The sequence below is a fragment of the Psychrosphaera sp. 1_MG-2023 genome (assembly GCF_030548245.1).
GTDB lineage: Bacteria > Pseudomonadota > Gammaproteobacteria > Enterobacterales > Alteromonadaceae > Psychrosphaera > Psychrosphaera algicola.
Genome location: NZ_JAUORW010000014.1, coordinates 139,962 through 153,130 on the forward strand (window position 1 = coordinate 139,962; position 13,169 = coordinate 153,130).

Genomic DNA, 13,169 nt, shown 5'->3' on the forward strand with positions numbered 1-13,169 from the left:
CGCCGCGAAGAAAGTCGTTAATCAAATTTAGGAAGTCAGATGTTACGCATTTATAACACATTAAGTCGACAGAAAGAAGAATTTAAGCCTTTGGTTCCTGGCAAAGTCGGCATGTACGTGTGTGGTATTACGGTTTATGACCTATTACACATGGGTCACGGCAGAACGTATGTCGCATTTGACGTTATGCAACGTTATTTTCGTTTTTTAAACTACGACGTGACATACGTCAGAAACATCACAGATGTTGATGATAAAATTATCCAACGTGCGGCAAAAAATAACGAAACGTGCGATGAGTTAACCAACCGTACGATTGCCATGATGCATGAAGACTTTGACGCACTAGGTATGTTACCAGCTGATATTGAACCGCGTGTTACCACGCACATGCCTGAAATTATTGATGTTATCCAACGTCTTATCGATAAAAATCATGCCTATGTTGCCGGTAACGGTGATGTATTATTTGAAGTTAGTACCTATGAAAAATACGGACAGCTTGGTCGTCAAGACTTAGACCAACTGGTTGCTGGTTCTCGTGTAGACGTCGAATCGAGCAAACGTGACCCACTTGATTTTGTATTGTGGAAATTAGCCAAGCCTGGCGAACCTAAATGGGATTCGCCGTGGGGCGAAGGCCGACCTGGTTGGCATATCGAATGTTCTGCAATGAACTCAAAGCACTTAGGTACACATTTTGATATTCACGGCGGTGGTTCAGACCTTACATTTCCACACCATGAAAACGAAATTGCCCAGTCATGCTGTGCATTTGATACACCGTATGTAAATTATTGGTTGCACTCAGGCATGGTTCAAGTGAATAACGAAAAAATGTCTAAATCATTAGACAATTTTTTTACCGTTCGTGAAGTGTTAAAGCAATATGATGCTGAGTCGATTCGTTATTTCTTGTTGTCTGGTCATTACCGCAGCCAGCTTAACTACAGCAGCGACAACTTAACACAAGCCCGCTCAAGTTTAGAACGTCTATATACTTCGTTACGCGGTGTTACGCCAAACTTAGACGTTGAAATGACTAATAATGTATTCGTTGATAAGTTCCGCACAGCGATGGACGATGACTTTAATACCCCAGAAGCGTTAGCTGTTTTGTTTGAATTGGCAAAACAACTTAATAAAGAAAAAGAAGCTGATGCAACGAGCGGTGACAATTTGGCAGCAGATACCGCTGGTTTATTAGTAAATCTAGGAAAGGTACTGGGTATGGTTCAAAACCCACCAGAAGCGTTTCTACAAGGTGAGCAAAACGATGACGACGTTGCTGAAATCGAATCTTGGATAACACGCAGAAATACAGCACGTGTTGAAAAAGATTGGGCTGCAGCAGATGAAGCACGAGATAAACTAAATGAACTTGGGGTTATTTTAGAAGATGGTCCAGGTGGCACAACCTGGCGTAAACTCTAAATTTTGACGCTATTTTTTCTCCGGTAAATATGCATTTGCAAGGGTAAAGCAGTGTTTGGATGAACCAACCAATAGATCATAAAAAAGGCCAGTTAATTAACTGGCCTTTTTATTGTTGATTGTAATTTTTATTATTTAGTGGCTAAACGCTGGTGCGTAGCCTGAACTCCAAAACATAGCAAACGCAGTCATAATACATACGAGCAAAATGAGTCCGCATGTAACAACTGAGCTAGCATAAATAAACCCTCGTTCCTCTGGGATGTGCATTAAAATTGGCACACCGGCGTAGAGCAAGTAAATTGAATAGGCGAGTGCACCTAAACCCACTAACATAACAAACCAAACCACTGGGAAAAGAGCAGCAAAACCGGCCATAAATAATGGTGTAGCGGTGTAAGCAGCAAGTTCAAGGGTTTGGGTATATGTCGGTTTTGACCCAAAAGTATGCGCCATCCAGTGAGCTAAATATCCAAGTAAAAAGACGCCAGCTATTAGTGAAAAATACATTCCGACACATAACATTAATGCCGATTCGGGAGACATTCTAAGGGGTTCACCAACGCCAACACTCCAACCCATTGTTGTTACTGAATAATAAGCACAGATTGCCGGTATCATTGCGATGATCATGATATGTGACATTGAATACTTAAAACTTTCGTGGCGATTATCAATTGTGTGCCACTCTTCAACTGGGTGCGCATAAAGCCCCCACAAATGGTTTAATATCATAATTCTTTTCCTTATTGGCTATTAAACACAAACTGCACATAAGCTGCGCAACATGTCTATGTTATGGGCAAAAATAGAATTTGAGTCAAGATTAGAATTGTTTAAAAAATGTTCGAGTTATACTAAATAGTTATTACCGCAATTACTCTAATATAGAGTATTAATTCTATTAATATCGCTAACTTACTAATAAACAAAGGAGTTGTATCTTCAAAATAGTGTACATAATTCTGCAGTCACTTTTTTCTTAATTTTTGAAATCAAAATTATTTGTAAAAAATATTCGATTATTATTTTCTAGGTCGCTGAATAACTTAAAATTTGTGATTGATTTTTGTACAGTCCAGTGTGTTCTGATTAATTAGCCAAATGGCAAACATACTTTTTGCTGCGGTTTTATGACCTAAAATACGTCAAATTGATTGCTTAAAATACATGTAGGGACGCTGAATCAACAGCGGAAGAAAGAGGTCGGTTTAGGGAAACGTCGGCCAAAAAATTGCTTGATTGGCCGAGGGCAAGAAATAACTTTTTAAGGTCTATTCTTTTTAGTCAAAAACACAGGGCGGGTTAAGTAAAATGATTTCTGAAGCGTATTGTTTTAATGCCTGCTGTACCGTTTCTTCCACATCGATTTCTGCAATATAGGGAAGTAAGTCAGCGGGTTCGCCAGTAATCGATTCATAAAAGACATATGCAGTCAGTAATTTTCCTATCAATGAAGCATGATTGCCGTCCCGGTTGTGTAATTTAAGTTGGGGTTCAATAATTATTGCTTTATCCCAAGTTAGTCCCACAGGGGCAACACAAGTTTTTTGGCGTTTTGCAATTTCAGAATGAATTTGATGAACTCTGCGGCCCTCTTCTCTGTTGCCTTTTTGTGGGTGTTCAGGAAATAGAATAGGGGTGATCTTTTGTTCCTTTGCTGTTGCAACCCATAATTCGGTGGCGGTCGTTGAGTATTTATGGGTGCCAGATTGGGAGTACTTTTGACCCTGTAAAATAAGATGAGTCCAGTTTTCGCTGGCAATTAAACTTGTCCTATGTTCCAGACTCGATTTATTGTCTAAAAAGCCTCCACCGCCATTAACGACTTTTATATGCGCGTCGGGATTGGCAGTACGCATTAATTGTCCTATTAATGTGTCTAATCCAACAATGTGGCTATTACCAAAAATTAGAATCTGATAGGTGCTTGAGAATCGATTATCGGGAATAGATAAATTTTCAGTTGTATTGTTGGTTTCTGCTTGTTCGTCAATTTGAGCGTCAATAATTGACGGTGCATCTTTATTTTTGGTTATTTCTGAGCAAGCAGATAAAGAAAACAAAACGAGCAGAACACAATAAATTGTACGCATAACTATCCTTACTTAATTTTGACAGAAATCGGCTCCATTCAGCCATCAATGTAATTGTGACAGTGCCTTGATTTAACACAATAAACAGATGACAATGGTTTAATAATGAAATGATAATGATTGCAGGCAGTGGGGCTTTAATTGAATTATGAATTTGGTGGGGTAGTTGTTGACACAGCTCAAATAACGTTATCAAAAAATGCAAAGTTACTTAATTGTGAACCCCGTGTTTTTGCACTTTTAGTGTATTTTTGCCAACACCCGCAAGAAGCCATTTCTAGAGAAGAGCTATTAACCCATGTATGGGACGGACGGATCGTAAGTGATGCTGCGGTAAATCGAGCCGTGGGTGAATTGCGTAAACTAATTGAAGACGACCCATCAAAACCGCAGTGGATTAAAACCATCAGTAAAGTTGGATACAAATTTACGGTTTTACCGGCAATGATTGCGGATAATTCCAAAACTGATTATTCCAAAACTGATTATTCCAAAACGGATAATGGCACCATGCCAGAAACAGTAACGGAATTGACAGTAACTTCAGCGTTGACATCACCAACACCACGACAAACTCCGCAAAAAGAAGCACATGCCTCAGTAAATCAAGCAATTACAAGTCCTGTTAACATTAACTATTTTTGGGCTTGGTTAACGGCAGTGTTAATTTTAATCGTTGTGGTGTATCTCCAATATTTTGCTCAACCTAAACATTCCAACCGATTAGGTGTAGAAGGATGGCAACCTGTAACCACCTCAATGGGTAGCTCATTTAACCCTGACTACGATTCAAGTTCTGAAACGGCATTGTTTTTATATCGTAAAGATCCTAACGCCTATGCTCAAATTTATAAGAAAAACAAAGGCAAAGAAGCGCAGAGCGTAACCGACGATGAATATTATTATACCGACGTGATCCAAGGTAATGACGGGGCAATCTTTGCATCTAGGTTAAATAATTTACAACAGCGGAATTGCGAAATTGTCAAAATTGTTCCGGCTACTTTACAAAATGAACACATAATGGATTGTGGCAAAGGTACCGTTACACAATTAGAGTTTGATCAAAAATTTAATCAATTGTTTTATCAATATCGGCCGAGCGTTGCTGACCCTTATGCTATTTACAGTTATCAGTTAGATACGGGAAGAAAGCGACAAATCACCCATCCTTTACAGCAAGGCAATACTGTTGGCGACTATGTTTTTGCTCTATCACCTAACAGTAAAGTGTTGGCCGTTGTAGAGTATAGTGGCGAAGCAGATGATAAAATTAAGTTAGTAGATATTAGTAATAACCAGGTTATCGCGACTAAGCCATTTATCAATAGTGTGTATGGCTTAGTCTGGCGGACAAACAAGCAGTTATTGGCATCAAATGCTGATGGTTTATATGAATTTACCCCTGACAACCTTATCTTAAATGTGACGGAGCAAAGCGACCAATACGGACGACTTGCACTTGGGCAAGATAACAATTCTGTGTTAACTGAACGCAGCCAATTAACAATTAATATTTTCCAGTATTCTGACTCAGGTAAAACCCTAACACCTTTAACAACTAGTAGAGGCGTCAGTTTGTCACCAATTTATGGTAATAAGTCAAATTTGTTAGCATTCAAGTCGGACCGCACGGGGCAAGAACAGGTTTATATCAAGGCGGATGGTGAAGTCGCCTATGTTGCTGCATTTCATAAGAAAATAGAGTTTATCAGTGCGATGGCTTGGTCACAAAATGATGAGCAGTTAGTTGCGAGTATTAATGGTGGGCTTTATGTATATTCAGTTGTAGATAACAACTGGCAGGCGATTGCAGAGCAGTTTAACCGAGTTCATCATGTAACATTTGCAGATCGAAGTATTTTGTTTAGTGCAGAGGTTGATGGACAATGGAATATATGGCAATACCTGGTGCAAAGTGGTGAAGTTAAACAACTGACTACAAAGGGGGGCTATAGTGTTCAAGAGGCAGGCAATAAGATTTATTTAACAAAGTTTAATCGTGAAGGATTATACGAGCTGAATTTAAAAACCAATGTTGAATCAGCCCTTATTCCCGACTTCCCTATTACCGGTTGGCGGCACTGGCAGTTACGCGAAAATAAAATATTTTATTTGTTAGATCAAACATACGTCGAGTTTGACCTAAGTACAGGCACCGAACACACTATTTATGAGTTTAGAGGGCGTAAACCGTATAGTTGCAATATGTCTTTTCAAATGGGGCTATTTAGCTGCGATCAGGTTGAGTTCAGTACCAGTCATATATGGCAAGTTAAATTGCGCGAGTAAGATTAAGGCAAAATAATTGTTCTTAAGCCATTAAAGATCAAAGCTGTCCACTATTACTTAGCAAAATTACTATGTTAAAATGCCAGCCCTATAAACCACATTCTGAGAAATAATTTTGTCATCTGATCTCGTCGCCCCAATTTTACAATTTTTAAAATGCGAAACGCCTGAAGAATGGGTGCATGAAGCGGCCAAAAAAGAAAACTTGCAGGTGATATTAATCGATCACTTAATTTGTGAGTTAAAAGCGGCGCAGTCGGCAATGTATTTGATCCGCAAATATGCAGTAGATAAAGAAAGCGGCAATGCTTTATTGGCCTGGCTTGAACCGTTTGAAACATTTATTTATAAAAGGGAAGGTGACTGGCGCTTATTGGCAGCAAAAAATACCCTGACAAAGTCGGTAATTCCCCGGTCAGATTCAAAATATGGACAAGATCTAGTCGATAAAATGGTGTTATTGATTAAAGAAGAACTTCACCACTTTTATCAGGTACTAGAGATGATGGATGAGTATGGCGTTGAGTATAAACATATTACGCCGGGGCGCTACGCGAAAGGAATGTTAAAACACGTTAAAACCCATGAACCTGAAACCTTGATAGATAAACTTATCTGTGGTGCATATATCGAGGCTCGCTCCTGTGAACGCTTTGCTAAACTAGCGCCACATGTAGATAAAAGGTTAGGGGATTTTTACGTGTCACTATTAAGGTCAGAAGCTCGACATTTCCAAGACTACCTCACTTTAGCCGAAGAAATAGCCGGTAAAAACCTATCAGACCGTGTCGCTTTTTTTGGTGAACGGGAAGCAGAACTCATAATTTCACCAGATACTGATTTAAAATTCCACAGTGGCTTGCCGCAACACTAAACTTTGCCCAAAATTTGAATTTTAGCTTGTTATTGATTGCTTATTTCAAAGCGGCATCGGTGCGTTTTCGATGACTTCTTTCATAACGAAGTAAGTTCTAAGTTGACGTACCTCAGGCAATGCTAACAACTTATCGCTATGTAATTTGTTAAAGTCGGTCATGTCTTTTGCCCGTATTTTTAACAAATAATCAAATTCACCCGCCACTAAATAACATGACAAGACAATTGATAGTTTTTTAATGGCCGTTTCAAAGTTTGAAAAGCTTTCAGGTGTTGACCTGTCTAAAACAACGCCGACCATGACTAATGCACTTAACTCTATAGCCTCTGGTGCTATTTGAGCGCGAACTGATTGAATTATCTTCAAATCAATTAAACGTTGAGTTCGGCGATAACAAGTCGCAGCGCTAACATTTACCTTATCAGCAAGGTCTGCATTTGAGATTCGCCCATCTTGTTGCAGTAGTTTAAGTATTTTTTTATCAATTTTATCTAAATTAGGTTTGGTTGATTCTTTCATTTTTGATTATTAATGTTGTTTATTGTTTCGTTATATCTTTCTTTAAGGTCTTATGTGAACATAAATTGACAATATTAGAAAGCACCTTTCGTTACAATGTTGGTAGTCTTTATTTCGACGTAAGAAATTGAATTGGAGACTGTAAATGTTAGAAAACTTTGAACGATACCCACTTACATTTGGCAAAACGCCGATAGAACACCTTCCAAGGTTAACCGAAACGTTAGGCGGTAAAGTGGAAATATACGCTAAGCGTGAAGACTGTAATTCGGGATTGGCAATGGGCGGCAACAAATTAAGAAAATTAGAATATATCGTACCGGATGCTATTAAGTCTGGGGCCGATACTTTAGTTTCAATTGGCGGTGTGCAGTCTAATCATACTCGTATGGTCGCGGCGACTGCGGCTAAATTGGGCATGAAATGTAAGTTAGTGCAGGAAAGTTGGGTGCCACATGACGATGCCGTGTATGACCGAGTCGGTAATATTTTGATGACACGTTTGATGGGAGCTGACTGTCAGATGGTTGATGAAGGTTTTGATATTGGAATTCGCAGCAGTTGGGAAGATGCAATGCAGTCTGTACGTGATCAAGGAGGCATTCCCTACGGAATCCCTGCTGGTGGCTCTGTACACAAATATGGAGGTTTAGGTTATGTTGCGTTTGCCGAGGAAGTCAGGGAACAGGAAAAAGAATTAGGATTTACGTTTGATTATATCGTGGTCTGTGTCGTTACTGGTTCGACGCAAGCCGGTATGATTGTTGGCTTTAAAGTGGATGGTCGAGCGTCAAAAGTGATTGGCATTGACGCTTCTGGCACGGTTGAGCAAACCCGAGAACAAGTAAAACAAATCGCCCATAATACCGCTGAATTAATTGGACTTAAAATGGCGATTACAGATGAAGATATACACATTAATCCAGATTATGCCTACCCTGCTTACGGCGTCCCAAGCGCTGAAACAAACGAGGCTATGCGACTTGCAGCACGCACTGAGGCGATGATCACAGATCCTGTTTATGAAGGAAAATCAATGCAAGGGTTAATTGACTTAGTGAAAAAAGATTATTTTCCAATTGGCAGCAAAGTCCTTTATGTCCATTTAGGTGGTGTTCCGGCAATTAACGGATATAGCTACACCTATCGAAATGGTTAGTAGGAAACAGAAACAGTTCGGTTTTGACGACGTTTAGGCTAATTAACTGAACTGCTTTTTTTTATTGCATTTTCATAGGTATCTCTTAAGTCGAGAAACTTGCCTAGTAATTAACCAAGGCGTAAATCTTACTTTGCTAAAGCCCTTTAGCTAAACGTAGTCAAAATTGCAAATTCTAATTTTATATTTTTTTTAACTAATAAAAGCGGTTTGTTAGTCCAAATTTATTTCAATTAAATCGATGGTCAATTTGTAAGCAACTAAATATGAACTAAGCTCTAGATTGAGCTTTAACGTCAAAAATGGTTGTTATTATGAATAAACTTCGTATCGGGTTATCAGTATTATTGGTTTCACTCACGCTATCTGGTTGTTTTGATTTAGGAAAAGATGATGAGGTGAAAGTTGGAAAAGGAGAACCACCGGGAACAATAGGCACTGGTCTCGATTCGGATTCAGATGGAATTTCCGATGATAATGATAATTGCCCATTGCTGAGCAATGAAGATCAAGAAAATACAGACTCAGATTCCATGGGCAATGTTTGTGACGACGATGATGATGGCGATGGTGTTTTAGACAGTGATGATTCTTTTCCACTTGATAGTACTGAAACAACCGATAACGATAATGATGGCATTGGTGATAATAGCGACACCGATGATGACAACGATGGCTTTTTAGATACAGTTGATGCATTTCCATATGACGATACCGAATATAATGACCATGACGGTGATGGGATAGGAGATCATGCTGATACTGATGATGATCAAGACGGTGTACTTGATGGTGACGATGCATTTCCATTTGATGACACTGAAAGTGCCGATTACGACGGTGATGGTATTGGTGATAATAGTGACACCGATGACGATAATGACGGTACGTTAGATAGTGAAGATGATTTTCCAAATGATGATACCGAAAGCACAGATACAGACGGTGACGGTATTGGTAATAATGCCGACACCGACGATGATGACGATGGTGTCCTTGACGGTGATGATGCTTTCCCATTGGATGAAAATGAGCAGTCAGACCTAGATGGTGATGGTGTTGGCGATAATTCCGACACGGATCGCGATGGTGACAGTGTTGCAAATGAAGACGATGCATTTCCAGATGATGGCAATAGATCAGCTGTTTCAGGCGGCGGTGTTAAAGGACCTATGGCATTTGCCACAGTCAGTCTCTACGAGATTGACTATACTGCAGATGACTATCAGGGGGTTTTAGTCGATACAGGTGAAACCAACGCACAGGCAAAAATTACCGGCATTACAATAGGCTCTTCTACGCCACCATATTTATTAGTCATCGCAGATGATGACGACACAATAGATATTACAACTGGCTTAGAACCGGTTATTACAATTGTTAAAACCGTTATCACTCAGCAAATGATCGACGATGGCGACGGTTGGTATGCAACACCACTAAGTACTATGGCGGTTAATATTGCGCTGGCTAAATCTGAGAGTGACGCAGAACTCCTTACCAATCTTAAAGTTGCGGCCAACCAAGTGAAATCGACCTTGGGATTTGGTGCAGGCTCTAGTGTAGATATTTATTCAACGCCACCTTTATTAGATGAATCAACAAACGATACGTCTAAACAAGTTGCCACAACAAAATATCGCAGTGCTGTAGAAGCATTGACAGCGGTTGTGTATCAAATGAATGCCCTAAATAACTCCAATGACGGCGAGGAAACTTCGCCAGACAGTGTTTTGGCGTCATTGGCAAATGACTTATCCGACGGCATTATCGACGGCAGTTCGGATGGCGAAAACTCAGGTTATTCCGCGGGGGTGCTTGATGTACTAGACCAAGACCCAGCCACATTACCTATACCTAATGATCCTGAAAATAGAACCGTTGCTCAAGTAAAAGCGGTTATTGTCTCGGAAACAAGCACCACGGGTGATGTGTCCGATACCACTGTCCTTGCTGAAGCCGGAACGGTTATTGAAGTGCAAATTGCACAAACCAATCCAGATATAGATAACGACGGCGTCTTAAATTCAGAGGATGCGTTTCCGGATGATGCCTCTGCTGATAAAGACAACGACAAAGATGGATTGCCAGATATCGCGTATTTCTTAGATAGTGATAATAATCGCTTAGGTGAAAACAGCGCACTCTCTGACCCAGATGACGACAATGACGGCGTTGGAGATGAAGAAGATGCATTTCCATTGGACGGTTCAGAATATGCCGATACCGATATGGACGGCATTGGTAACAATGCCGACGACGACGACGACGGTGACTTAGTCTTAGATGTTAATGATCTGTTTCCGCTAAACGCGACTGAATCTTCGGATGCCGATTTAGACGGAATTGGTGACAATGCCGATCCAGACGACGACAACGACGGTGTTGGCGACATTAGAGATGCATTCCCAAATGATCCAACGGAATTCTTAGATAGCGATGGTGATGGCGTTGGCAATCGAGCTGATACCGATGATGATAATGACGGTACGTTAGACGTTGATGATGATTTTCCACTAAATGCCGATCTTCAAAATGCAGAAGATTTAGATAACGATGGCTGGCCATCGGAGCAAGATCCAGACGACCTTGATAATACAAGTCCTGGTACTGCATTTGTTGATACCGATATGGATACTATTGGCGACGCAATTGATGAAGATGATGACAACGATGGTGTTGTTGACATTGATGATGCATTCCCGTTAGACAACTCTGAATATTCTGATTTGGATAGCGATGGTATTGGAGATAATACTGACACTGATATTGACGGTGACTCAGTTTTAAATGCCAATGATGCATTCCCAAGAGATGCAACCGAGAGCACTGACTCTGATGGCGATGGCATTGGCAACATTGCGGATACAGACGATGATAATGACGGCGTAAAAGATACAGACGACGCGTTCCCGCTAGATCCACTTGAACAGAAAGATTTTGACTCTGATGGTGTTGGTAATCGTGAAGATACCGATGATGACAATGATGGTGTATTAGATACCGTCGATAAGTTCCCATTTAATGCAGCGGAATCGTTAGATTTTGATAATGACGGTAAAGGTGATAATGCCGATAAAGACGACGATAACGATGGCTTAACTGACGATTATGAACACTCTATCGGCACAGATCCATTTGACATTGATACCGACGACGACGGCGTCATAGACCGTACCGATGCCTTCCCGACTGATCCAAACTTTAGTTTTGATTCTGATAATGATGGTGTCGCAAACTTCGACGTAAACGGCACTATGATTGATAATTGTCCTCTCGTAGCAAACCCAAGCCAAGCTAATTTTGATGGTGATACACGTGGTGATGCCTGCGATAAAGACGATGATAATGATCAGGTGTTAGATGTTGATGACGCTTTCCCTTATGACGCTTCTGAAAGTGCGGACAATGACAATGATGGTGTTGGCAATAATGCAGATGATGATGATGACAATGATGGGGTTGACGATACAAATGACGCGTTCCCATTCAATCGTTTAGAGCAATTTGACACGGATGGTGACAGTGTTGGTAACAATGAAGATACAGATGATGACAACGATGGCGTTGTTGATTCTGAGGATGATTTCCCACTCGATTTCAATCGTCAAAATGCTGAAGATCAGGACAATGATGGTTGGCCGGCAGAGCAAGATCCTAATGATTTAGATAATTCAATTCCTGGCACGATATTTATCGACAGCGATGGTGATGGTCTTGCCGATGAACTTGATACCGATGACGATAATGACGGTGTTCTCGATATTAATGATGACTTCCCAAATGACGACAGTGAATACCGCGATTCAGATGGCGACGGTATTGGCGATAACTCAGATAATGATATTGACGGTGACGGTGTTGAAAACGAACTCGATGCATTCCCATATTTTGATGGTGAGTTTGAAGATTCTGACCAGGATGGTTTGGGTAACAATACCGATGATGATGACGATAACGACGGTGTCAGTGATGATCAGGACGCATTCCCGAATGATCCGACAGAGCATTCTGATCTAGATGGCGACGGTATTGGCGACAATTCAGACGACGATATTGATGGTGATGGCGTCCTAAATGAAGACGATGCATTGCCAAAAAATGACTCTGAATCCCTAGATACCGACGGTGACGGCCTTGGTGACAATAAAGATACCGATGATGACGGTGATGGCTTAAGTGACCTTGTTGAAATTGAATTAGGCACTATGCCACTCAATCCAGATTCAGACGGTGACAATTTCTTAGATGGTTCAGATAACTGTCCGTTAGTGAGCAACCCAGATCAGTTTGACTTTGATTTTGACACTATTGGTGACTTATGTGACGGGGATATTGACGGCGATGGCGTGATGAACGACGAGGATCCTAGTCCATTTGATCCAACAAATGGCGAAGGCGATAAAGACTTCGACAACGACGGCATTGCAGATTATATGGATGACGACATCGATAATGATGGGGTTCCTAATGATGAAGATGTTGACCCTTATAACTCAGCCGTTTGGCGTGAAGAACAGCTTGTCGACTTAGACGGTGACGGTGTTTTTGATTACGACGATAACTGTATTGCAGTGATGAACGATGGGCAGGAAGACGCGGATGATAACGGCTTAGGCGATGCGTGTGATATTGCGGTGAGTGACATCAGTGGTCTGTGGCATGGTAAAGGACAAGAATCCTTTAGTGATATCAGCTCTGACATGACGTGCGAGATGAGCGGCATGATTTATCCTATGGGCGGTTTAGGCAAAATTGAAATGGAAGGCAATCAGTTCTTCGTATTTGATGC

At 40.7% G+C, this 13,169-nt stretch carries 8 protein-coding genes; 5 read left to right on the forward strand and 3 right to left on the reverse strand.

The genetic code is table 11. The annotated features are described in order from the left end of the window. The first annotated feature begins 39 nt into the window (after nt 1-39). On the forward strand, nt 40-1,434 hold the full coding sequence (cysS, locus tag Q4575_RS14450; RefSeq protein WP_303523304.1) for a cysteine--tRNA ligase: 1,395 nt from the start codon (nt 40-42) through the stop codon (nt 1,432-1,434). Between the two features lie 135 nt (nt 1,435-1,569). Here the strand turns inward: cysS and Q4575_RS14455 are convergent, their stop codons facing one another. Continuing rightward, nucleotides 1,570-2,169, reverse strand: a complete 600-nt coding sequence (locus tag Q4575_RS14455; RefSeq protein ID WP_215964857.1) for a Yip1 family protein — start codon at nt 2,167-2,169, stop codon at nt 1,570-1,572. Between the two features lie 548 nt (nt 2,170-2,717). Next, nucleotides 2,718-3,530, reverse strand: coding sequence for a hypothetical protein (locus Q4575_RS14460; RefSeq protein WP_303523305.1), 813 nt, complete (start codon nt 3,528-3,530; stop codon nt 2,718-2,720). Nucleotides 3,531-3,671: 141 nt separating this feature from the next. On the opposite strand from Q4575_RS14460, the gene Q4575_RS14465 reads away from it, so the two are divergent. Further along, entirely contained in the window at nt 3,672-5,822 is a 2,151-nt protein-coding gene (locus Q4575_RS14465; RefSeq protein WP_303523306.1) for a winged helix-turn-helix domain-containing protein, read from the forward strand. A gap of 112 nt (nt 5,823-5,934) precedes the next feature. Then, nucleotides 5,935-6,696, forward strand: coding sequence for a tRNA isopentenyl-2-thiomethyl-A-37 hydroxylase MiaE (gene miaE / locus Q4575_RS14470; protein WP_215964943.1), 762 nt, complete (start codon nt 5,935-5,937; stop codon nt 6,694-6,696). Nucleotides 6,697-6,741: 45 nt separating this feature from the next. Here miaE and Q4575_RS14475 read toward each other — a convergent pair whose 3' ends face one another. Next, nucleotides 6,742-7,218, reverse strand: a complete 477-nt coding sequence (locus Q4575_RS14475) for an Lrp/AsnC family transcriptional regulator (protein ID WP_303523307.1) — start codon at nt 7,216-7,218, stop codon at nt 6,742-6,744. A 145-nt stretch (nt 7,219-7,363) separates the two neighbouring features. Here Q4575_RS14475 and Q4575_RS14480 point away from each other — a divergent pair, with 145 nt between their 5' ends. Both Q4575_RS14480 and Q4575_RS14485 read left to right on the forward strand, forming a co-directional pair. Then, entirely contained in the window at nt 7,364-8,377 is a 1,014-nt protein-coding gene (locus Q4575_RS14480) for a 1-aminocyclopropane-1-carboxylate deaminase (protein WP_303523308.1), read from the forward strand. Nucleotides 8,378-8,691: 314 nt separating this feature from the next. Beyond that, on the forward strand, nt 8,692-13,169 hold a 4,478-nt coding region (locus Q4575_RS14485), incomplete at its 3' end, for a thrombospondin type 3 repeat-containing protein (protein WP_303523309.1).

What these genes read in the sequence shown, in the direction of transcription:
- Q4575_RS14460 (WP_303523305.1), bottom strand. Translation starts at nt 3,530, where the DNA reads ATGCGTACAATTTATTGTGTTCTGCTCGTTTTGTTTTCTTTATCTGCT.
- cysS (WP_303523304.1), top strand. Translation starts at nt 40, where the DNA reads ATGTTACGCATTTATAACACATTAAGTCGACAGAAAGAAGAATTTAAG.
- Q4575_RS14455 (WP_215964857.1), bottom strand. Translation starts at nt 2,169, where the DNA reads ATGATATTAAACCATTTGTGGGGGCTTTATGCGCACCCAGTTGAAGAG.
- Q4575_RS14480 (WP_303523308.1), top strand. Translation starts at nt 7,364, where the DNA reads ATGTTAGAAAACTTTGAACGATACCCACTTACATTTGGCAAAACGCCG.
- Q4575_RS14475 (WP_303523307.1), bottom strand. Translation starts at nt 7,218, where the DNA reads ATGAAAGAATCAACCAAACCTAATTTAGATAAAATTGATAAAAAAATA.